27 protein-coding genes and 1 tRNA gene are annotated in these 19,546 nt (G+C 70.8%); 14 read left to right on the forward strand and 14 right to left on the reverse strand.

Annotated elements, in window-relative coordinates; translation table 11 throughout:
• Positions 1-127: 127 nt before the first annotated feature.
• The 4 genes from ACFCZF_RS12015 to ACFCZF_RS12030 all read left to right on the forward strand — a co-directional run bounded on the left by ACFCZF_RS12015 (position 128) and on the right by ACFCZF_RS12030 (position 1,947).
• On the forward strand, positions 128-433 hold the full coding sequence (locus ACFCZF_RS12015; protein WP_376671571.1) for a hypothetical protein: 306 nt from the start codon (positions 128-130) through the stop codon (positions 431-433).
• Positions 434-521: 88 nt separating this feature from the next.
• A complete protein-coding gene (locus tag ACFCZF_RS12020) occupies positions 522-659 on the forward strand; it encodes a hypothetical protein (protein ID WP_375922582.1) in 138 nt (45 codons plus the stop codon).
• 178 nt (positions 660-837) lie between these two features.
• Positions 838-1,134 carry a type II toxin-antitoxin system VapB family antitoxin gene (locus ACFCZF_RS12025; RefSeq protein ID WP_003999914.1) on the forward strand — a complete coding sequence of 99 codons (297 nt, stop codon included), beginning with the start codon at positions 838-840 and terminating at the stop codon, positions 1,132-1,134.
• 192 nt (positions 1,135-1,326) lie between these two features.
• Positions 1,327-1,947, forward strand: coding sequence for a LytR C-terminal domain-containing protein (locus ACFCZF_RS12030; RefSeq protein ID WP_375922620.1), 621 nt, complete (start codon positions 1,327-1,329; stop codon positions 1,945-1,947).
• Between the two features lie 25 nt (positions 1,948-1,972).
• Here the strand turns inward: ACFCZF_RS12030 and upp are convergent, their stop codons facing one another.
• Positions 1,973-2,608: a uracil phosphoribosyltransferase gene (upp, locus tag ACFCZF_RS12035; protein ID WP_121747899.1), complete on the reverse strand. Its 636-nt coding sequence runs from the start codon at positions 2,606-2,608 to the stop codon at positions 1,973-1,975.
• A 138-nt stretch (positions 2,609-2,746) separates the two neighbouring features.
• Here upp and ACFCZF_RS12040 point away from each other — a divergent pair, with 138 nt between their 5' ends.
• From ACFCZF_RS12040 to ACFCZF_RS12055, 4 genes are all read left to right on the forward strand, one after another.
• A complete protein-coding gene (locus ACFCZF_RS12040) occupies positions 2,747-2,977 on the forward strand; it encodes a hypothetical protein (protein ID WP_375922575.1) in 231 nt (76 codons plus the stop codon).
• A gap of 324 nt (positions 2,978-3,301) precedes the next feature.
• On the forward strand, positions 3,302-3,853 hold the full coding sequence (locus ACFCZF_RS12045; RefSeq protein ID WP_375922618.1) for a hypothetical protein: 552 nt from the start codon (positions 3,302-3,304) through the stop codon (positions 3,851-3,853).
• Positions 3,854-3,972: 119 nt separating this feature from the next.
• Positions 3,973-4,404 (forward strand): tRNA adenosine(34) deaminase TadA, encoded by a 432-nt coding sequence (gene tadA, locus ACFCZF_RS12050; RefSeq protein ID WP_376671666.1) that lies wholly within the window; start codon positions 3,973-3,975, stop codon positions 4,402-4,404.
• Between the two features lie 77 nt (positions 4,405-4,481).
• Positions 4,482-4,566: transfer RNA gene (locus ACFCZF_RS12055), tRNA-Ser, on the forward strand.
• 65 nt (positions 4,567-4,631) lie between these two features.
• Here the strand turns inward: ACFCZF_RS12055 and ACFCZF_RS12060 are convergent.
• The 13 genes from ACFCZF_RS12060 to ACFCZF_RS12120 form a co-directional block, all read right to left on the reverse strand.
• Positions 4,632-5,909: a tyrosine-type recombinase/integrase gene (locus ACFCZF_RS12060; RefSeq protein WP_376671572.1), complete on the reverse strand. Its 1,278-nt coding sequence runs from the start codon at positions 5,907-5,909 to the stop codon at positions 4,632-4,634.
• A gap of 78 nt (positions 5,910-5,987) precedes the next feature.
• Complete coding sequence (locus ACFCZF_RS12065) at positions 5,988-6,221, reverse strand: helix-turn-helix domain-containing protein (RefSeq protein ID WP_337306765.1); 234 nt, start codon at positions 6,219-6,221, stop codon at positions 5,988-5,990.
• Between the two features lie 179 nt (positions 6,222-6,400).
• Positions 6,401-7,543, reverse strand: coding sequence for a DUF3631 domain-containing protein (locus ACFCZF_RS12070; RefSeq protein ID WP_376671573.1), 1,143 nt, complete (start codon positions 7,541-7,543; stop codon positions 6,401-6,403).
• Positions 7,540-7,791, reverse strand: coding sequence for a hypothetical protein (locus ACFCZF_RS12075; RefSeq protein ID WP_376671574.1), 252 nt, complete (start codon positions 7,789-7,791; stop codon positions 7,540-7,542). Before ACFCZF_RS12075 ends, ACFCZF_RS12070 begins: the two co-directional genes overlap by 4 nt.
• An 80-nt stretch (positions 7,792-7,871) precedes the next feature.
• On the reverse strand, positions 7,872-8,795 hold the full coding sequence (locus ACFCZF_RS12080) for a bifunctional DNA primase/polymerase (protein WP_376671575.1): 924 nt from the start codon (positions 8,793-8,795) through the stop codon (positions 7,872-7,874).
• Positions 8,796-8,952: 157 nt separating this feature from the next.
• The gene (locus ACFCZF_RS12085) at positions 8,953-9,420 is read right to left on the reverse strand and encodes a hypothetical protein (protein WP_376671576.1); all 468 of its coding nucleotides are present in this window, start codon (positions 9,418-9,420) and stop codon (positions 8,953-8,955) included.
• A gap of 207 nt (positions 9,421-9,627) precedes the next feature.
• Positions 9,628-11,751: an FtsK/SpoIIIE domain-containing protein gene (locus ACFCZF_RS12090; RefSeq protein WP_376671577.1), complete on the reverse strand. Its 2,124-nt coding sequence runs from the start codon at positions 11,749-11,751 to the stop codon at positions 9,628-9,630.
• An 87-nt stretch (positions 11,752-11,838) separates the two neighbouring features.
• Complete coding sequence (locus ACFCZF_RS12095; protein ID WP_376671578.1) at positions 11,839-12,045, reverse strand: hypothetical protein; 207 nt, start codon at positions 12,043-12,045, stop codon at positions 11,839-11,841.
• Positions 12,036-12,353, reverse strand: a complete 318-nt coding sequence (locus ACFCZF_RS12100; protein WP_376671579.1) for a hypothetical protein — start codon at positions 12,351-12,353, stop codon at positions 12,036-12,038. The genes ACFCZF_RS12095 and ACFCZF_RS12100 overlap by 10 nt, the downstream gene beginning before the upstream one ends.
• 1 nt (position 12,354) lies before the next feature.
• Entirely contained in the window at positions 12,355-12,702 is a 348-nt protein-coding gene (locus ACFCZF_RS12105; RefSeq protein WP_376671580.1) for an RRQRL motif-containing zinc-binding protein, read from the reverse strand.
• Positions 12,702-13,601: a DUF2637 domain-containing protein gene (locus ACFCZF_RS12110; RefSeq protein WP_376671581.1), complete on the reverse strand. Its 900-nt coding sequence runs from the start codon at positions 13,599-13,601 to the stop codon at positions 12,702-12,704. The genes ACFCZF_RS12105 and ACFCZF_RS12110 overlap by 1 nt, the downstream gene beginning before the upstream one ends.
• The gene (locus ACFCZF_RS12115; RefSeq protein WP_376671582.1) at positions 13,598-14,023 is read right to left on the reverse strand and encodes a hypothetical protein; all 426 of its coding nucleotides are present in this window, start codon (positions 14,021-14,023) and stop codon (positions 13,598-13,600) included. Before ACFCZF_RS12115 ends, ACFCZF_RS12110 begins: the two co-directional genes overlap by 4 nt.
• On the reverse strand, positions 14,023-14,292 hold the full coding sequence (locus tag ACFCZF_RS12120) for a DUF6284 family protein (protein ID WP_376671583.1): 270 nt from the start codon (positions 14,290-14,292) through the stop codon (positions 14,023-14,025). The genes ACFCZF_RS12115 and ACFCZF_RS12120 overlap by 1 nt, the downstream gene beginning before the upstream one ends.
• Positions 14,293-14,780: 488 nt before the next feature.
• On the opposite strand from ACFCZF_RS12120, the gene ACFCZF_RS12125 reads away from it, so the two are divergent.
• The 6 genes from ACFCZF_RS12125 (at position 14,781) to ACFCZF_RS12150 (ending at position 19,269) form a co-directional block, all read left to right on the forward strand.
• Positions 14,781-15,539: a GntR family transcriptional regulator gene (locus tag ACFCZF_RS12125; protein ID WP_376671584.1), complete on the forward strand. Its 759-nt coding sequence runs from the start codon at positions 14,781-14,783 to the stop codon at positions 15,537-15,539.
• Entirely contained in the window at positions 15,536-16,213 is a 678-nt protein-coding gene (locus ACFCZF_RS12130) for an AAA family ATPase (protein WP_376671585.1), read from the forward strand. Before ACFCZF_RS12125 ends, ACFCZF_RS12130 begins: the two co-directional genes overlap by 4 nt.
• Positions 16,214-16,519: 306 nt before the next feature.
• Positions 16,520-16,696, forward strand: coding sequence for a hypothetical protein (locus ACFCZF_RS12135; RefSeq protein WP_210962193.1), 177 nt, complete (start codon positions 16,520-16,522; stop codon positions 16,694-16,696).
• Positions 16,696-16,989: a Dabb family protein gene (locus ACFCZF_RS12140; RefSeq protein ID WP_376671586.1), complete on the forward strand. Its 294-nt coding sequence runs from the start codon at positions 16,696-16,698 to the stop codon at positions 16,987-16,989. Before ACFCZF_RS12135 ends, ACFCZF_RS12140 begins: the two co-directional genes overlap by 1 nt.
• 163 nt (positions 16,990-17,152) lie before the next feature.
• A complete protein-coding gene (locus ACFCZF_RS12145) occupies positions 17,153-18,055 on the forward strand; it encodes an RNA polymerase sigma factor SigF (RefSeq protein WP_376671587.1) in 903 nt (300 codons plus the stop codon).
• A 293-nt stretch (positions 18,056-18,348) separates the two neighbouring features.
• On the forward strand, positions 18,349-19,269 hold the full coding sequence (locus ACFCZF_RS12150; protein WP_375922566.1) for an RNA polymerase sigma factor SigF: 921 nt from the start codon (positions 18,349-18,351) through the stop codon (positions 19,267-19,269).
• The last annotated feature ends 277 nt before the right edge of the window (positions 19,270-19,546 follow it).

Consider the following 19,546-nt stretch of genomic DNA (forward strand, 5'->3'; position numbering starts at 1 on the left):
GAACCCGTTTGCTCCATCCTGCCTCCTGCCCGACTGTGGCGGAGGGTGGTTTTTCGCTGGTTTTCCGACCCGCTCTTGATGCCGCCGCGCCTGCCTGCGGGCCCTGGTTCTGCTGCTCGCCCTGATCGTGCCCTGCACGCACGCGACGGCCCAGGCGGCACCTACCGCCCTGGTGGCCGGCGGGAGCGGAGGATTCGGCGGCGGTGTTCCGGGCGGCGGAGGCCCGGGCGGCGGCGCCGGTGAGTACGACCACCTCGACACCGCCCTGCGCACACCGGCCCGCAGCGTCCGACGCACCGTCGTGACCCTGTCCGTCCCACCGCCCCCGGCGACCGGCCGCCACACCCTCCCCGACCGGACCCTCGCACCACCCGTTCCGACCGGGCCGCCGCCCTCCCCGCCCGGCCCACGCTCCGTGGTCCTGCGCTGCTGACCGGGCCGGACCGGCGCCACCGCACCGGTCGTCGGCCCACCACACCAACGCGGAACGCGACACCCGGACCCGGAACGAGGAACCAGCCATGCTCAACGACCCCTACGCCGTCCTGCGCGCCCTCCTGCGCGCCGAGGCCGCCCGCAGCACCCCCAAACCCGACACCGGCAGGCCGCAGGCCCCGAGCGAACCCCGGCCGCCCGCGCGGGAAGGGAGGCGTGACTGACGCGGCCGCCCGCGCGGCGGAGGCGGGTCCGACACCGCCTCCGCCACCGGCGGAGCGCACTCACGGTCACCCGTCCCGGGCCCCCGTACCCGTTTGCCCCCGTTTACGGCGTCATTTCCAGCGCCGCACTCCGGCGCCATGGCTGCGCCCGCAACGTCTTGGCCGGTAGGCTTTCCGTGTGATCTTCAAGCGCATCGGAAACGGCCGGCCGTACCCCGACCACGGCCGGGAGAGCACCCGGCAGTGGGCGGACGTCGCGCCGCGCCCGGTCCGCCTCGATCAGCTCGTGACGACCAAGGGCCAGCTCGACCTGGAAACACTCCTCGCCGAGGACTCCACCTTCTACGGCGACCTCTTCGCGCACGTCGTGAAGTGGCAGGGCGACCTGTATCTGGAGGACGGTCTGCACCGCGCGGTGCGCGCGGCGCTCCAGCAGCGCCAGGTGCTGCACGCGCGGGTCCTCGAACTCGACTGACCGGGACCCGCGACACCCCCGCCACCCCCTCGCACCCACCCGCGACGGCCCTCGCGTCCGCCCGCTCGACGCCTCGGCTTGACCCTTTCGGGTTGCATTGCGCCGAACCGCGGAACGCCGACTGATCATCTAATAGGCATCGCCGCCGGAGCGCACTACGCTGCGCCCATGAGCATGCTCACTCCCCCTGGCATGGGCGGCCAGTACAAGATCACGGGGGACAAGTACCCGCGGATGCGACCGGTCCGGCGACGCGGCCGCCTCGCGGTCGTGGCCGTCGCCTGTGTCACCGTGCTCGGGGGGCTCGGCTGGGGCACGCTGCAGCTCATCGACGTCTTCACCGGCGGCGACAAGGCCTCGGCGGCCGGCGCCGGGACGGACTGCGGGACCACGGCCGCGAAGGCGAGTGCCGCACCCGCCGCCGTGGCCGTGCCGAAGCCCGCCCAGGTCACCGTCAACGTCCTCAACGCGACGACCCGCAGCGGCCTCGCGCAGAAGACCGCCGACGAACTGAAGAAGCGCGGCTTCCGCATCGGCGACGTGAGCAACGCGCCCAAGAAGTACGACAAGAAGGTCGACGGCACCGGCCTCCTGCTCGGCCCGGCCGCCTCCCCGAAGACCTCGCTGCCCGTGCTCGGCACCCAGCTCCCCGCCGCCGAACGCCGTACCGACGCGGCCCGCAAGGGCGACGCCGTCGACCTGATCATCGGCAACGGCTTCAAGGGCCTCGCGAAGCAGGCGGACGCCGACGCGGCGCTGGCCGAGCTGGCGGCGCCGCAGCCGGCGTCCGCCGCGGAGAAGAAGAGCTGCTGAGCAGCCGTACGAGGCCCTGGAAGACCTACTCGGCCGCCCCGTACATCCGGTCACCCGCGTCGCCGAGGCCCGGCACGATGTAGCCCTGCTCGTTGAGCCGCTCGTCGACCGAGGCCGTCACGACCGTCACCGGGGTGCCCGCCAGCTCGCGCTCCATGAGTTCGACGCCCTCGGGGGCGGCGAGCAGCACCACGGCCGTCACGTCGTCGGCGCCGCGCTTGATCAGCTCCTGGATCGACGCGACCAGGGTGCCGCCGGTGGCCAGCATCGGGTCCAGGACGTACACCTGACGTCCGGAGAGGTCCTCCGGCATCCGGGTCGCGTACGTGGAGGCCTGCAGCGTCTCCTCGTTGCGGATCATGCCGAGGAAGCCCACCTCGGCGGTCGGCAGCAGCCGGACCATGCCGTCGAGCATGCCGAGGCCGGCCCGCAGGATCGGCACCACCAGCGGGCGCGGGTGGGAGAGCTTGACGCCGGTGGTCGGGCAGACCGGCGTGTGGATGTCGACCTGTTCGGTGCGCACGTCGCGCGTGGCCTCGTAGGCGAGCAGGGTGACCAGCTCGTCGGCGAGACGGCGGAAGGTCGCGGAGTCGGTGCGCTGGTCGCGCAGCGTGGTGAGCTTGTGGGCGACCAGGGGGTGGTCGACGACGTGGAGACGCATGTCCCCCACAGTAACCGGGCCCTGCGGGGCCGGCGTCCCCCCGGCGGGCAAGGCCCCGGCCCCGGCTCCACCCGTTCACCGGCGTCAAACCGCCCGACCGGGGGAAGGTGGGAGGGACGGACGCTGGGTGGTGAGACTGTGCCTGACCGGGACTTCCACGACACGCCGTCCCCCGGCAAGGAGCCGGGGACGGCGCGCGGGGCGGAGCGGAGTACGGAGCTGGAGAGGGAGGCCGAACGCCGTCGGCGCCGGGCCCAGTTCCTGCGCGACCTGGCGGAGGCCAGGGAACTGCGGGACCGCGTCCAGCCGCGCCGCGCCAAGGCCGCCCGGCTGCGCCACGCGATGCGCATGCGCACCTTCCGCTGGTGACTTTCCGACCGGTCCGGGGAAGATCGCGCGCCGCGCCGACGTTACGACGACGGGCGTACGCGGGCGCCGCGAGAATCCGCGTACGATCCGCACGTGGCTGCGACAAGTGCGCTGACGGGTGGCTGCCCGGGTAGGTACTCCCGGGACCCTGGCCGACACCGCTGAACACGAAACTGCCGGACACAGGGCGCCGAAGACGTCCCCTGAGGGCCTTGTTTCTGCCACGATTCCGAGTGGGTGGGGCTCGGAGCACCGCTCCCCCGCCCGTAGCCTCCGCCGGGGGGATCCCCAACCGGCACGCCTATGACCAGTGGGAGAGTCACGGTGTACTTCGCCGCACTGCTCGCGCGCACCGAAGACGGGTGGGAAGCGAGCGATACAGAGCTCGACGATGTGGAGACCCTGTCGGATCTGGCCGACCTGGCCCGGGAAGCCTCTCCCGACGAGGACACGGTGCTCGTGCTGATCGAGCAGGAGGACGCGTGGTTCGGAGTCGTCCGGGTGGACGGCGAGGAGGATCCCCGTATCTATGTCTCGGACGCCGCCGCCGCCGCCCGCAGCAGCTACGGCGAGATCCTGCTCACCGACGAGCTGCTCGGCCGGGACCCCGGTGACGACGGCGACGACCTCGACGCCCTCGACCTCGACGGCACGGAGGACGGTGAATCCGACGACGAGGACGACGAGGAGGGCGGCGACGGCGGCGACACGGCCGCCGGTACGGGTGAGGCCGTGCCGCACGGCCCGGTCGGTGACGCCGAGGTCCTCGACGACCTGGGCGTGAGCGAGAAGGAACTGCGCTCGATGTCCGGGGACGCGGTCGGCGAGATCGCCGAGGCCCTGGGCGCCTCCGATGTCCTGGAGACCGTCCGCTGACCGTGCCGACCGAACAGGACCGAGAAGGAGAACCGGCGGACCACCCCGTCCCGCACGGCCCGCCCGACCCGGCGCGCGAGCCGGTGCCCGACCCGGTGCGCGACCCGTGGCGGGCCGCGATGCGGCTCGCCCTGGCCGAGGCCGGGCGGGCCGCCCGGGGCGGGGACGTCCCCGTCGGCGCCGTCGTACTGGCGCCGGACGGGCGGACCGTGCTGTCGGCCGGGCACAACGAACGCGAGGCCACCGGCGACCCCACGGCCCACGCCGAGGTCCTCGCGATCCGGCGGGCCGCCGCGGCGGTCGGCGAGTGGCGGCTGGCCGGCTGCACGCTCGTCGTCACCCTGGAGCCGTGCACGATGTGCGCGGGCGCGCTCGTGCAGTCCCGCGTGGACCGGGTCGTCTACGGCGCCCGCGACGACAAGGCGGGCGCGGCCGGCTCCCTGTGGGACGTCGTGCGCGACCGGCGTCTCAACCACCGCCCCGAAGTGATCGAGGGCGTGCTCGCGGACGACTGCGCCCGCCTGCTCACGGACTTCTTCCGCGACCGCTGACCGGCACCGGCCGGTGGCCCGCGGGGCTCCGGATACCGATTTCAAACCATGCCGCACTGTGCTGTAAGGTCTCTCTCGGTAGCGTGTCCGAGCGGCCGAAGGAGCTCGCCTCGAAAGCGAGTGTGGCGCAAGTCACCGAGGGTTCAAATCCCTCCGCTACCGCAGGTAGACGAAGGGTCCGGCTCATCGAGCCGGACCCTTCGTGCATCTCCGTCTCAGTTTCCGTCTCAGTTGACCGGTACGAGCGCCCCGGCGGCCCCGTCGTCGTCCTCCCCGGAACCCCCGGCTTCCGGCTTCCAGATGAGCCCGTCAACCTGCCGGGCCACATCCACCCGAACGGTGTCAACCATGTGCTGGTACCGCGCGGCCATAGCCGTGGTCGACCAACCCATGAGGCCCATGACGGCGCGCTCCGAGACTCCGAGGATCAGCAGCACCGTGGCGGCGGTGTGCCGGGCGTCGTGCAGACGACCGTCCCTCACCTTGGCGGCGGTCAGCAGCTCCTTCCAGTCGTCATAGTCGGTGCGGGGCGGGGTGCCGCGCCCGTCCGGCGTGGCGAACAGCCAGCCCTCATCCGCCCACTTCTCGCCCGCCGCCGCCCGTTCGCTGTCCTGCTTCGCCCTGTGAACCCGGAGCAGGTCAACGAGCTGTGCGGGCAGGCCGACCGACCGCCGGCCCGCGCGGGACTTCGTGTCGGCCGTCTCCGGGTTGGTCCGTTGGCGCTGCGGGCAGTACCCGGCCTTTCGGCCGCACGTGTCGCCGCATCCGTGGGCGTATCGCGGGCGGCGTCGGCTACGGCGGACCATCAGGACACCGCGTTCCATGTCCACATCGGCCCACTTGAGGCCCAGTGCCTCACCCTGTCGCAGACCGAGGGCGAGAGCGACGGCCCATCGAGCGGAGTTGCGCCGGTCGTCGGCGGCCCGCAAGAGCCGCTTGACCTCCTCGACGGTGAACGGCTCGATCTCCTCCTCACTGACCCGAGGGGCCTTGGCAAGCTGCACCGGATTGCGGGTGAGGTGACCACGCCGGACCGCCTCATTGAGCGAAGTGCGGAAGGTGCGGTGAATCTGGTGAATCGTGCCCGCCCGCCGGCCGTCCGCCTGCATCCGCCTATAGAAGCGCTCGATGTGCTCCGGCCCGAGCTTGTCGAGACGGTGGGCCCCGAGCGCTGGGATGAGATGCTTCCGCACAGCGACGCCGTACCCGACCATCGTGTTCTCGTTGACGGCGAGCGGGGCGATGGTCTCGACCCAGTGGGTCAGCCACGCCTCGACCGTCCAGGCGCGGCCCGCTTTGCGTACCGCTCCACCGTCGCGCTGCTTCTCCAGCTCACGGACCGCCGCCGTCACCTCGGCCCGGGTCTTGCGTTCGACATGGCGGCGGTCGGGTCGGCCGTCGTCACGGATTCCGACGGTGACGCGTCCGTGCCACTTGCCGTCTTTGCCCTGGTAGATGGAGGAGCGACCGTTGGGCTGTCGGGTGCGCTTCTTGTCTTCCGCCACGGGCGGACTCCTTCGGGTTGGGGTGGGTGAAACGGCCGGGACGCCACCCCGTGAGGTGGCGTCCCGGTATGAGGCGAATCAGGCGGCGCGCTGTTCGGCGCGGCGGCGGGCGAGGTAGGCGGCAGGGGCATCGGCGGGGACGCGTCGGAGTCCGCCGATGGTCAGGGACTCCAGCTCTCCGGTGCGGATGAGGGCGAAGCAGGTGGTGCGACCGATGCGGAGGCAACGGGCGGCCTCTTCGACGGTCAGGAATACGGGGGCCGGGGCGCCGGCCTCAGCAAGTGGTGCGATCTCCACGGCGGCGGTGCTCATGGAAGGTCTCCTCTAGGACGGTCCGTCGGGGGTCCCTCTGAGGGCCGCTACTTCCGCTACCGCCGCTACCGTGCAGGTCAGGGGCCTGTTGGAGGTAGCGGGAAGGGGTAGCGGTAGCGGATGGGTAGCGGGACGGTAGCGGCAACCGAACCCGGTTGCCGCTACCGCGTTAGTGCTGGTCAGGCCACGTTTTCGGTGCCCGGTAGCGGAGGTAGCGGACTTTCCGGGGGTGGGGGGCAGTAGCGGGCCCACGCGTCGGCGAGATCGGCGCTGTAGTAGCCCTTGAGGACGCTTCCGGCGGTCTTGATGTTGCGGGAGGCGATCGGCTCGTTGTCCGCCGTCATGTACTCGGCGAGCATCTTGGACAGCCGCCGGTTGTCGAGCGGCTTGCCGTGCAGGTCCGCCCACGGGGCATCGTCCAGGGCGTTGAGCCGGTCCAGGATCGCGACGGTGGGAAGCCGGTCGATACCGGCCATGACGTGATCGCGCAGGTCGGTCAGCAACCGGACCCCGAGACTGCCTTTGTCGTTGGCCTTGGAGGCGGTCACCAGGGTTACGCAGGCTTCGCGGGCCCGGGTGGGCCAGTCGCCGCCAGCTGCGTCGGCGATGGCGAGCAGGGGTTCCCACACGTCCGCCGGCCGGTCGGTCACGCCCTCGGGCATCTCCGGCCACGCCCCCATGACGGAGTCGCGCGCCTGCTCCGTCCACTGTGCGAGCCGGTCACGGAGCTTGTGGCCCTCTGCTTCGTGGAGGCGGGCGCGGAAGGCTTCCACGGTTTCGTTGCGGGCCCGGCGCCGCATCCGGATCACGACCGAGCGGGTCATGATCGTGTCCGGCAGTGCTCCGAGTCCGGCGACCGCGACCCCGCAGTACGAGGGGAACGCCTGAACGGTCTGGTTGCCGCCGTCGCCGATGCACCGGTAGGTGACGCCGGTGCGGCGGTGGCCGGCGTTGAGGAATCCGCGCAGTTCCTCGTTGTCCCCTGCCTTGGGCCCGAAGATCGTGTCGATCTCATCGAACAGGATCGTGGGCCGTCCGTTGGGGTTGGACACCGACCGGAACAGGGCGGCGGCGGACGCGTTGACGGCCGTCATGGGCTGCGGCACGAGGGTTTCCACGACTTCCAGCGCCCGTGACTTGCCCGACCCCGGCTCGGGGGAGAGGAAGGCGAGCCGGGGGGTGGAGTCGAAGCAGTCGAGCAGGTGGGCGTGTGCGTCCCACAGCGCGACGGCGACGTAGGCGGCCTCGTGCGGGAAGACGTTGAACCGGCGGTGGAAGGCTTCCACCTCGTTGAGCAGCGCGGCCCCGTCGATGGCGTTCACGCGGCGGCCCTCCCTTCGGTCGTGGCGTGCGGGCAGACGCCCACGCGCACGCGTGCTTGCAGCTCGATGACGGCACCGGCGCCCCGGGCGCGTTCGTGGTGCCCGCAGGAACAGAGCCAGTCGGCGACCGGCACGTCCGTCGTGCGGATCTGAAGACCCGGGGTGATGCCGGTGACGGTGGCCGTCTGCGGGTCAGAGCGAAGAGCAGTCACGACGCCCTGTCGGGCGGCGCCTTTCGGCTCGCCCACGGCCGGAGCGTCCATAGGCTGTGGAGCGGCGTGCGGCCGTCGCGGTGTGGGGGTGTGGCTCTTAGTAGGCGGGGGGTTGGTCATGCCGCCCTCCCGCCGGCCGCGTTGTGGGCGATGGACCAGTCCAGGCCGCGCGTGATCACGTCGTCGTAGTAGCGCTGCGACTGGGTAGCGTTGCCCGCCGCCGCCCTACTAAGAGCCTGCTCAACCTCGATGCGGTCGAGGTCGCCGGACGCGACCAGCCGGCCGAGGGCCCGCGCGGCGCGCAGCAGGGTGGCGTTGCGGGTGCCGTCGGCGGCGGTGGCCACGTTGTGCACCTCACCGCGCAGCGCGGCGGCGGCGTACCCGACTGCCCGGGTGGCGACCACCGGCACGGCAGGCTGTGCGGGGCGCTGCGGCGCTTTCAGCGCGTCGTGCAGCCATCCGGGAAGCGGTACCGGCTCGCGGTCGTCCAGGACGGTGTACGGGCCGTCGGGGGTGGTGCTGCCGGGGGCGACGACGTATCCGCCCCACCCCCGGGTATCGATCTTCTTCCCGAGTCGTCCGGCGGTGGAGTGCAGCCGGGTGCCGTCCGGTTGGGTGAAGTACAGGTGCTCCCCACCGCGCGCGGTCCGCACCCGGTGGGTGTCGGGGACGGTCTGGCCGGCGCGCTCGCAGAGCGCTTGCAAGGAAATGGCGCCGTCAGGCGTTCCTTTCGGCTCTTGCGGCTTGAGCGTGTCCAGGTCGACGACCAGCAGCCCGGACGGGCCGGTCGCGATCCCGACGTTGTAGGGGCGGTGCGTCCACGCCGCTACCAACAGGTCCACGTCGGTGGTGGCGCGCTGCTCCGGCGTCTTGTGCCCGTCGGCACAGTAGGCGGTGCCGGGGCAGTACTTCGCGGCGTGACCGGCCGGGCGCTTGTCGCCGGGACGGAGCGGGATGACGTGCCATCCGCGCCCTGCCGCATCGACGGCCCACGAAAGCAGCTCCAGTCGGGTCAGGTCGGTGCTCGCCAGGGTGCTCACGTGGCTCCCTCCCGGCGGGGCGTGAGGAGCGCTGCGGGCACTCGCGGGATGGTGGTGGGTTGCGTCATGCTGGGGTATCTCCAGTTCCTTGACGGGTTCTGGCTGGCAAGGGCGGCCCCGTGTTCTTGGCGGAATCGGGGGGCCGCCCTTGGCGTAGCTAGCCGTGGAAGTGGTTGCGCTTGAACACGGCCCGACGGATGTTCACGGTCGTCCCGGCGTCGTGGTGGCCGTTCGCGCTGAAGATCTGCACGGCGATCCATCCGCCGAAGATCACGGCGGCCAGAATGATGAGCTGGGTGATGAACGCGGTGAGCGCGGCGATGAACGAGGTGAGCAGGATCAGCCCGCCGCACACCGCGAGAAATCCGAGGCCTCCGAGGGCGACGTTCACGGCCGTGCGGGACACGGGCGGCTTGGCCGCGAGCGGTTCGGGCTGGGCGGGGTTGATGGCGTAGCCGGTGACGACGCGTCCGTCCGGCAGGACGATGCTCGCCACCGCCGGGACCGTGCCCGGCTGCACCGGCACGACCGGCGCCGGCGTGACGGTGGCGGGCGGAAGCGGGGCGGGCTGGTGGACCTCTACGGCCCGTTCGGTGGGCGGGTGGTGGGTGTGGTCGGGGTACATGCGGAATTCCTTCCGGCGGTTGGGCAGGGAGGCAGAGGCACCCCCTGTCGGGGGCGCTGTGGAGGGGTGTTTCAGGGGTCTGACCTGTGTGCCTCCCTGCCTCCCTGGACGATCATTTGTGCAGGTCAGGGGCAGGGAGGCGGGTCAGGGAGGCGGTCAGGGAGTTCTCCCTGCCTCCCTGACCCGTCGGGGGTCGGCTCCCTGCCGTCATTCGGCGGAAGCGGAACCGTCCGTGTCGCGGTTGGCGAGGGCGCGGGCGACGCGGTCGCGGCCGACGACCATGCGGCCGTCGGACTTGTAGGGCTCCGCGCCGGCGTCGTCCAGAACGCGCTTGAGGTCGATGAACGACCACCCGGCGTAGGCGTCCGCGTTGAGCGCGGCGAGCCGGGTGATGACCTCCTGCGTGCGCACGCGGGTGTCGCTGCCCAGCACGGTGGCGATGTCGGCGAGCGGGTCACGCTCCTCGCCCCGGTCGATGGCGTGCAGGGTGGTGACGCCGTCGCGCAGGGCCTTGGCCCGGTCGGTGATGGCGGTGGCCTGCTCGTCGTTGATGTAGTGCGTGCGCACGGTGATGGACGCCTGCCCGGCGGGGATCTCGATCCCGTCCGAGGCGACGACGAGGGTGCCCTTGTCCAGGCCCTGGCGCAGCAGGTGCGGGGCGGCACCGCCGTCGACGGCCTTGTCCCCCAGCGCCATCCGGGCCTGGGACTCGGTGCCCAGGGCGAGAGAGGCGCGGGTGTGGGCGCCCTCGCGCACGAGCTTCGGAAGGTTCTGGTCGGTGGGGTCCTGCGTGCCCTCCCACAGCAGCACGTCGACCACCCGGCCCTGGTTGTGGACCTTCCGCACGCCCATGAAGTACCGGGAGACGGCCTTGGAGCCGCCGTAGGGACGGCCGTCCTCGTCCTTGACGGGGCACATGAACGCCACCTGTGCTTCGTCCACGATGCCGATGAGCGGGGCGAACACTGCCTTCGGGTCGCGGCGCCGGATCTCGATCCGGCGGTTCATCTCCTCGACCAGGCCCTCAACCATCTCGGTGGCCTCGATCACCTGCTCATCGGCCGGACCCTGGATCAGCACGGTGGCCAGGCCGTCGAACATGGCCCAGTCGCCGGCGCCCTTGAGGTCAGCGATCCGGAACTCCACCCGGCGGTCGAGGCAGGCCCACAGGGCGAGCGCCCGCAGCGCGGCCGTCTTGCCCTGGTTGGACAGACCCGTGATGAGCAGATGGCGCTGGTAGAGGCTCAGCGCGGCGGCATCCCCGCGCAGATCCTGCCCCCAAGGGGCCTTGCCCTTGGTGTAGTCGGCGGTCAGCGACTCGTCCGTGGCCAGCGGAGACGGGCCGATCGGCTCGTCCAGCGCCCCCGAGTCCGCGATCCACAGCCGCACCGTGCGGGCGGCGGTCGGAATGGTGATGAACACCTCGTGCTCGTGCCGGGTGAGGTTCTCGGCGAGCTTGCGCCGCTTGGTCTGCACCTCGTTCGTGGCCACCCCGGAAGGCAGGGTCACGTCGACCTCTACGCCGCATCCGGCGATCCGGATCGGACCGAGCATGGACGCGCCGGCGTCACCCATCTCTTTGATCGCGTTCTTCAGCGGCGCCACCCCGAGGTCGCGCAGGGCCTTGACCACGATGGACGGGGTGATCGGCTCCCCCTCACCCGAGCGGACGTTCGCGGGCAGCGCCCATGCGGGTGCGGCTTGCTGGTGGCGGCCGACGCCCCACAGGGCGAGCAGGGCCAGGAACGGACCGATCGAGATCAGCGGGCCCCACACCACCTGCACGATGCGGATCAGCAGGGCGATGAAGTCGACGGTTGCCGACAGGGGCGTGATGACGTCCCCGACCTTGCCGGTGTTGATGGCCATGACGACCCCGAGCGCGATCAGGACACCGATGCTCATCCCGGCGCCGACGGCGGCGCCCTTGGCCGCGTCCAGGGGGGAGTGCAGCAGGTCCATGCGGCGGCGGTGGCGTGCCTCGCGGTAGCGCTGGCCGCGCTCTTCCCACTCGGCGGCGGCTTCCATGTTCCCCGCGGCTTCCGCCGTGCGCATGTAGCGCTCGTAGCGGGCAGCGGTCCGGCCGTCCCAGGTGCGGCGGGCCACGATCCGGGCCCCGCCGGCCACGTAGAGGCTGTGCCGGGCCACCGCACGCGCGGCCGTCGTGGTCCGCTCGTCGGTGGCGATGCGCTTAACGGCCCGCCCGGAGCGCACCCACAGCGGCACCGGCTTGGGCGCGGGCGGGTCGGGGACCACGGTCAACGTGGTCACGGTCGCGGTGTCGGCGGGCGGGTCGGTGTGCTTATGCAGGTGAACGACGTTGTCACCCATGACGGGAAGGCTCCTGACTGCCCCGAAGGGGGCGAGAAGGACGAGAGAGGGGGCGCCGGCCGGGCACGGGGTCGGCGCCCGAGGGGGTCAGCGGCGGTGGCTGGTCTTGTGGGCGCGCATGGCCGTCTTGCAGGCCGGGCACTTGCGCTCGGGCCCGTTGCCGACGACCGGAGCGGGGATCACGTGGCCGCAGACGGCCCGGGTCACGCCGAATACCAGCGGCCCGCAGTCCGGGCAGTGAAAGTGCGAGATCAGGACGGGCGCCGTGCCGGTGCGCGGCATGGTCACCACCACCCCGACGACTTCTTGGCCGCCTTGTTCTTCGCGGTCTCGGTCACTACGCGCTGACGCTCGGTCGTGAGCGCGGCAATCTCCGCGATCAGCCGTGTCTCAGCGGACGTCCAGGCGGTCTCCAGCTTGCGTTCCGCGCGGGCGGGGCTTTCACCCCGTACGACGCGGTAGCCGCCGCCGGCCAGACCGGCGAGCACGGCGCGGCGCTCGCGGCCGTCCAGCGGCCACATCTCGCGGTTCTGCACGGCGGCCAGCTTCCGGTTCGCCTGCTGAATGGCGCGGTCCAGGCGGCGGGTGTCGGGCTTGCCCATGTCAGGCACTCCTCAAGCAGTCGGAAGGTTCGGGGTAGACGCAGGTCACGCAGGTCCCGAGCGACGTGGGGATGACGTAGCCCGCATCCCGGCGGCACTTCGGGCAGATACGGCGGGCCCGGTTAGCAGCGGCGAGCGCCGCCCACCGGCTCGGGGTCATCGGACGTACGGGCTTGGCCAGGTCGACGCGGTACAGGTAAGCGACCAGCGGTTCCCGGCGACGGCGCGGCCGTTCGAGCTGAGCGGCCACGCCCTGACCACCGGGCCGCAAACCGCGTGCACGGAGTTGGCGGCGGGTGGCGTAGCCGTCCGGGGCCAGGCGCCACCGGAACACCGGCAGCGCCCCCATCACGCGGCCTCAGCCGCCGTAGCGGCACGCTCGGCAAGCAGGGTGTCCCTCAGCGATCGCGCGTTGACCGGCGAGGTGCGCACCGTCCGGCGGATGCCCTCGGCGGTCACCTTCGCGTCCGGCCAATCGGCCGTCGCCGCGCGTGCTTCGGCGAGCAACTGATCGGGAGTGCGCTTCGGATGGGTCGACTTCGCCACCGCCGGGACACGGCCCGTCGCGCGGCGCGGGCGGGTCGACTCGGCGGCCACCGCGCGCCGCTCGATCGGTGCGGCGGGCGGCGGTGCGATCGAGGGGAGCGGCTTGGCCGGGACAACCGACTTGAGGAAGCCGACGGCAACCGGCCGGGGCAGCACGGTCACGTTCGGCGTGATCGGCGCCGGGGTCGATACCGGCAGGTCAGCCGTAGACCGTTTCGTATCGGTCTCGGTCGATTCCTCCACATTCGTGCTCACGGCCGTGATCGGGGCGGGGTGGTGGTGCAACACCTTCGCCACCAGGTCGGAACCGAAGTAGATCGACCCGACCGGCAGCGACGTGGCGAGCAGGACCAGGGCCCAGTTCGCCGGGTCCCAGTCGGCCAACCGTCCCCAGTCGACCGTGCGGCCGTGCAGCTCCGGAACCAACCCGTGCACATAGTTGAGGACCAGCGAAGCGACCGTGTAGGCCCCGAGTACTCGCAGGGCGAAGCGGCGGGCGTCGTCGGCGAGTACGAGGGTGGCGATCAGGGCGAGCGCCATCAGGCCGTCGACCACGAACGGGTACAGCATCGCGGCCGTGTCGTCGGCGCCGACGGCGCCGGCGATGTCCCGAAGCGCGTTCCACGACACCCGGAACGCCATGCCGACCACGGCGACCAGGGCGAGCACCAGGGCCGCACGCCCCTTGCGGTGAAGGTTCATGACCGGCCCTCCCGCCACGGGAAGGGGTGGGTGTGGTGCGCGGCGCGGAAGACGCGCAGGGCCACCCCGGCGGGGGCGTTGGGCTTGGCGACCGGGCGAGCGCCGGTGATCGAGGCGAGCATGCGGGCGGCGTGGTGCTCGCATCCGTCGGCGCCGGCGTTCTCCCGGTCGACGATGGTCACGACGACCGGGCCACCGCACGGCGTCGGGTCCTCCGGGTGCGCGGCCGGGCACTGGACGACGTCCGCGCCGGGTGCCGTGTCGACCATCTCGATCAGCCGCTCCACGGCGACCTCAAGACGGCCGATCATGCGGGCCATGGCGCTGCCGTCCAGCAAATCCACGCTCCCCGCAGCCGCCAACGCATGGCGGGCGGCGACGATGGTCCAGCGGTCGTACTCGGTGAGGGCGAAACGGGACATCAGGCGGCACCCCCGGGCAGGCTCGCGCCGGCCGTGCCGTTGGCCAACTCGCGGCGGGCGGCGAGCACCCGGCGGCGGGCCCTGCGGATGCGCCGGTTGTCCAGCTCGTTCGGCATGCGGTCAAGGGCGGTGATCTGCGCGTCAACCAGGTCGACACCCGCGAGGATCACGGGCATCTCCTGCTCGATCGCGTCCAGCTCCGCCTTCGTCGGCTCCCTGAAGTCGGCGAACGCGGTAACAGCGTCCTGAACAGTGACGATGTGGTTCATGGGTCGTGCTCTCCCTTGGCAGGTAGAACGGCCCGAACAGCGCCCCCGGTGTTCCAGCACCGGGGGCGCGCGCCGTTGTGGTGATCAGCCGCGCGATACGCGCGGCACGGCCACGTGAAGCGGCCGGAGTGCCCCGGGCGAGATTCGATCTCGCGCCCTTCACGGCTGATTGCCGGGGCGGCGTGCATGTCTCCTTCGGGGTACCGCGCCCGTATCAGGTAGCGCGGCAAGACCCCGTTGTAGGCGTGTGGAGACGTGACCTTTCGGTCTAAGCCCTCCCGAATGACAAGGGTCGGGTGCGCCCTCGGCCCGCTCTGTCCCGGGCCCCTTGACCCCGAATAAGCCCTGAATCAGAGCGCATTGAGGTCCAGCGCCCGCTTGCCGGCGAACCGACCGGCGGGCACATCCCTAGGGTTCCCTAGGGTTCCCTGCGGTGCCAAGCGGTAAGGTAGGGAACCCCAGGGAAGTGACGAGAAGGAGCAAGCGACATGGCAGGCCAGGCCGACAATCGGGCCCCGTACGCGAAGATTGCCGCCCACTACATGGAGCTGATTTCGTCCGGTGAGCTACAGCCGGGAACGCTCCTGCCGAGCATCAAGAACCTGTCGGAAGAGTGGAAGGTCAGCACCGCGACAGCCGAGAAGGCCCTTCGCAAGCTGCGCAACGAGGGACTTGTGCGGGGCATCCATGGCATCGGTACCGAAGTCCTGGACCGCCCGGGCCCGATGTCCTCGGGTGCCCAGCGGCAGGACCGGGGACGCCGTACCGGGTCTAGCTGGGGGGCAGGCGAACGATCCGACTCGCACCAGGCGGCCGTGGTGCCCGCGCCTGCCGAAGTGGCACAGGCACTGGACATCGAGGCTGGGTCGGACGTCGTACGACGCAGCCGGGTGTACAGGGACCGGCACGGCATCGTGGCTCACAGCACGTCCTGGATTCCCGCCCGGTACGGGAAGCTGATCCCGCAGCTAGCAGCGAGCGAACGGCTGACGGGGGGAACCTCGCTTCAGCTCATCGCCCAAGCAACCGGCCACCCGATCAGTCACCGCATCGACACGGCCTCTGCCTGCCCACTGACGCCGGAGTACGCGCGGCTCTTGGAACTGGATCCCGACAACCCGCCGGCCGAACCGGTCGTCGTGATGACCGCGAAGTTCGTCGACAGCGAGGGCAACATCGTGGAGTACGGCGTCGACCTCGGAGGGCCGGGCCGTACATGGCGCACAGAATCGGAGGTCACCCCGTGACGGTCACAGACGACACGCTCGTGAGCGTGCTCGAAGACCGACTAGATGCACTACTTGCGGCCCGCCGGACTGGCACAATCACGCCGGAAGCCGAAGCAGAGGTGTCCACCATCTCCCGAACCATGACGAGACCGATGTCCCCACGCCCCCCGTTCTGCGTCCTGATGGCCGGACTCCCCGGCTCTGGCAAGACCACGCTCTCCCGCACCCTCATGGATCGCGGGTTCGTACGGCTGTGCCCGGATGAGGAGATGTACCGCCGACACGGCGTCTACGGGGTCGACTTCCCCCGGGGCACCTTCCCCACCCTTGAGCGGCCGATCCTCGAAGACGTGGCGGTCGACCTCCGGGAACAGCTCAAGGCCGGACACGATGTCGTCGTCGACCACGGCTTTTGGACTCCCGAGGATCGGGCCAAGTGGCAAGCCATCGCCACCGACGCCGGCGCAGTCCCCGTGCTCGTCTACCTTGCTGCCAGTCATGACGAACTGTGGGCGAGGATCAGCAAGCGCAACGAGTTCCACGCGGACGATCCGAACTCGATCTACTTCGCGGAGAGCGACCTCCAGCGATACCGCGGCCGGTTCATACCTCCCACGGCAGACGAGCCCCACGTGTTGTACGAGGGCGACCCCGCCGCCGTGATTGCGACCCTGGAAGCGTCCGACCGCTGACACTTCCGGGGGCAGACGCGCAGGTCAACCGGGCCGCACTCCGTCTCAGTTTCCGTCTCATTCAGCCCCGTTCGGCATCGTCCGCAGCCGTTCACGCGACATGCGAGGAACCGGGAACGAACGGCGTCGAACGATCCTGAACAACCCTCTGACCAGCACGAACAGACCTCGAAAGCGAGTGTGGCGCAAGTCACCGAGGGTTCAAATCCCTCCGCTACCGCTCTTGAAGGGCCCCGTCGAAAGACGGGGCCCTTCGTGCGATCATGACCGATCGAAGGCGAGCGTCAAGGGACAGGGGAGGCCGCGATGGCGGTGAACGCGAAGAAGATCGCCGTCTACGTGCTCGTGGTCTTCGCGCTCTATGTGATCATCACGGATCCGGCGAAGGCCGCCGACTACGTCCAGATAGGTTTCCAGGGCATCTCCGACGCGGCGAGTGCCGTCGGCGACTTCATGACCTGGGCCGCCAACGGAGGAAAGTGATGATCCGCCACCTGGTGCTGTTCAAGCTGAACGAAGGCGTCCGGCGCGACGACCCGCGTGTCGTGGAGGGCGTCGAGGCATTCCGTGCGCTCGGCGGCCGGATCGAGGAGCTGCGCTTCTGGGAGTGCGCCTGGAACATCAGCGACCGGCCCATCGCCTACGACTTCGCCATCAACTCGGCCGTGGAGGACACCGACGCCCTCCGGCGCTACGTGGACCACCCGGCGCACCAGGCGGGCGTCGCGCTGTGGCGGGAGTTCGCCACCTGGGTGATCGCCGACTACGAGTTCTAGCCCGGCCGTGAACACGTCCGCGTTCACGGCCGCCCTCACGTCCCCGTTCACTCAACACGACGTTATGCGGTGCTTGCACACAGTGCACATGTCTTGTGATGCTATGACCGCTTTTGACGGATGAGTTACGGAAGAGTTGACAGATCACGAGGTGGAGTTGACCGTGCCGGCCAGTACTGCGCCTCAAGCACCGCCCGCACAGCCCGCGCCGCCTGCCCAGGCCCAAGAGCCGCCCACACAGGCCCAAGAGCCGCCCGCGCGAGAGCCCGAGCCGCCCGCGCCGGAGCCCGCGCCGCAGCGCAGCCGGGGCGCCGACACCCGGGCCCTGACCCAGGTGCTCTTCGGTGAGCTGAAGTGCCTCACGCCGGGCACGCCGGAGCACGACCGGGTGCGCGCGGCGCTCATCGAGGCCAACCTCCCGCTGGTGCGCTACGCCGCCGCCCGCTTCCGCTCCCGCAACGAGCCGATGGAGGACGTCGTCCAGGTCGGCACCATCGGGCTCATCAACGCGATCGACCGCTTCGACCCGGAGCGGGGCGTGCAGTTCCCGACGTTCGCGATGCCGACCGTCGTCGGCGAGATCAAGCGGTACTTCCGCGACAACGTCCGCACGGTGCACGTACCGCGCCGGCTGCACGAGCTGTGGGTGCAGGTCAACAGCGCCACCGAGGACCTGACGACCGCCTTCGGGCGCTCCCCGACGACCGCCGAGATCGCCGAGCGGCTGCGCATCAGCGAGGAGGAGGTGCTGTCCTGCATCGAGGCGGGACGGTCGTACCACGCCACCTCGCTGGAGGCCGCCCAGGAGGGCGACGGGCTACCCGGACTGCTCGACCGGCTCGGCTACGAGGACCCCGCCCTCGACGGGGTCGAGCACCGCGACCTGGTCCGGCACCTGCTCGTCCAGCTTCCGGAACGGGAGCAGCGCATTCTGCTGCTGCGCTACTACAGCAACCTCACCCAGTCGCAGATCAGTGCGGAGCTCGGCGTCTCCCAGATGCACGTCTCGCGGCTACTGGCCCGTAGTTTCCAGCGGTTGAGGTCCTCCAACCGGATCGACGCGTAGTCTCGGCACACGGCCTCCCCGCATATCGAAAGCGTGTATCAGTAGTCACCGGGGCGAGCGAATCGCTCACCAGGGCCGTTGCGGGCGGAATCGGGCCGAAAGACCGTCAGACCCCCTTTTTCCAGGGGGAATTCGCGTCTCGGATGTCGACATGTCACTACAGCGCGTTGCCGACATGTGACATTCTGCCGGAGACGCGTTTGCCGGAGCTCCGGCTCCGGTATTCAGGTGAAGGCTGCGTTCCCGGCGTGGGAGCGTGTGCCGCGACCGTCCCGCGACCCAAAGGGGGTGGCATGTCCGCAGACCAGGGCAGCTCGAAGGTGCTCGCGCTCGCGGAGAGCGAGACCGCGCCCGACACGATCGAGGCGCTCGGCCCCGTCGATGACGTCCAGGCCATCGAAGCCGTACCGAACCTCGACGCCGTGCCGGCCCAGACCCTTCCGGCCACGGAGGCCATCGACACCCGCACCCTGTCCCGCTCCCTGTTCCTGCGGCTCGCCGCCCTCGACGAGGACAGCCCCGAGCGTGCCTACGTCCGGGACACCCTGATCGAGCTCAATCTCCCGCTGGTGCGTTACGCCGCCGCGCGCTTCCGCTCCCGCAACGAGCCGATGGAGGACATCGTCCAGGTCGGCACCATCGGCCTGATCAAGGCGATCGACCGCTTCGACTGCGAACGGGGCGTGGAGTTCCCGACGTTCGCGATGCCGACGGTGGTCGGGGAGATCAAGCGGTTCTTCCGCGACACCTCGTGGTCGGTGCGCGTCCCGCGCCGGCTCCAGGAGCTGCGCCTGGCCCTGACGAAGGCCAGCGACGAGCTCTCCCAGAAGCTGGACCGCTCCCCCACGGTCGGCGAGCTGGCCGCCGTGCTGGGCGTCTCCGAGGAGGACGTCGTCGACGGCCTCGCGGTCGGCAACGCCTACACCGCCTCCTCGCTGGACTCCCCGGCCCCGGAGGACGACGGCGGCGAGGGCTCGCTCGCGGACCGCCTGGGCTACGAGGACACGGCGCTGGAGGGCGTGGAGTACCGCGAGTCCCTCAAGCCGCTGCTGGCCAAGCTGCCACCCCGGGAGCGGCGGATCATCATGCTGCGCTTCTTCGCCAACATGACCCAGTCGCAGATCGGCGAGGAGGTCGGCATCTCGCAGATGCACGTCTCCCGGCTGCTGACCCGGACCCTCTCGCAGCTGCGCGAGGGCCTGATCTCCGACTAGGGCCTGTCCGGCGGATCAGGTCGCAGGAAAGTGACGGCGCCTCATCAGCACGGGTGAGCGGGGGCTGGTGCGTCCAGCTGCAAGGCGGAGGAGGGCGGCAGGGCGGAGCCCTGGCAACCGACGACAACCCCGCGGGTCAATACACCTAGCGCCGGACACAGGCCCTCAAGGCCCGTTCACGACAGCCCGGCGAACAGCGCGGGAACCCAGGGGGGGGGGGGCGGGGGGTCGTATGCGTTTTTTCTGTGTCGGTTTTCCTTCCGCTGCGGTCCTCCCT

Source organism: Streptomyces sp. NPDC056296 (assembly GCF_042268605.1).
GTDB lineage: Bacteria > Actinomycetota > Actinomycetes > Streptomycetales > Streptomycetaceae > Streptomyces.

Bases quoted from the DNA above. Each gene is read 5' to 3' on its own strand.
- ACFCZF_RS12020 (WP_375922582.1), top strand. From the start codon at position 522: ATGCTCAACGACCCCTACGCCGTCCTGCGCGCCCTCCTGCGCGCCGAG.
- ACFCZF_RS12030 (WP_375922620.1), top strand. From the start codon at position 1,327: ATGGGCGGCCAGTACAAGATCACGGGGGACAAGTACCCGCGGATGCGA.
- upp (WP_121747899.1), bottom strand. From the start codon at position 2,608: ATGCGTCTCCACGTCGTCGACCACCCCCTGGTCGCCCACAAGCTCACC.
- tadA (WP_376671666.1), top strand. From the start codon at position 3,973: ATGCGGCTCGCCCTGGCCGAGGCCGGGCGGGCCGCCCGGGGCGGGGAC.
- ACFCZF_RS12065 (WP_337306765.1), bottom strand. From the start codon at position 6,221: ATGAGCACCGCCGCCGTGGAGATCGCACCACTTGCTGAGGCCGGCGCC.
- ACFCZF_RS12085 (WP_376671576.1), bottom strand. From the start codon at position 9,420: ATGTACCCCGACCACACCCACCACCCGCCCACCGAACGGGCCGTAGAG.
- ACFCZF_RS12090 (WP_376671577.1), bottom strand. From the start codon at position 11,751: ATGGGTGACAACGTCGTTCACCTGCATAAGCACACCGACCCGCCCGCC.
- ACFCZF_RS12100 (WP_376671579.1), bottom strand. From the start codon at position 12,353: ATGGGCAAGCCCGACACCCGCCGCCTGGACCGCGCCATTCAGCAGGCG.
- ACFCZF_RS12105 (WP_376671580.1), bottom strand. From the start codon at position 12,702: ATGGGGGCGCTGCCGGTGTTCCGGTGGCGCCTGGCCCCGGACGGCTAC.
- ACFCZF_RS12110 (WP_376671581.1), bottom strand. From the start codon at position 13,601: ATGAACCTTCACCGCAAGGGGCGTGCGGCCCTGGTGCTCGCCCTGGTC.
- ACFCZF_RS12115 (WP_376671582.1), bottom strand. From the start codon at position 14,023: ATGTCCCGTTTCGCCCTCACCGAGTACGACCGCTGGACCATCGTCGCC.
- ACFCZF_RS12120 (WP_376671583.1), bottom strand. From the start codon at position 14,292: ATGAACCACATCGTCACTGTTCAGGACGCTGTTACCGCGTTCGCCGAC.
- ACFCZF_RS12125 (WP_376671584.1), top strand. From the start codon at position 14,781: ATGGCAGGCCAGGCCGACAATCGGGCCCCGTACGCGAAGATTGCCGCC.
- ACFCZF_RS12135 (WP_210962193.1), top strand. From the start codon at position 16,520: ATGGCGGTGAACGCGAAGAAGATCGCCGTCTACGTGCTCGTGGTCTTC.
- ACFCZF_RS12140 (WP_376671586.1), top strand. From the start codon at position 16,696: ATGATCCGCCACCTGGTGCTGTTCAAGCTGAACGAAGGCGTCCGGCGC.
- ACFCZF_RS12150 (WP_375922566.1), top strand. From the start codon at position 18,349: ATGTCCGCAGACCAGGGCAGCTCGAAGGTGCTCGCGCTCGCGGAGAGC.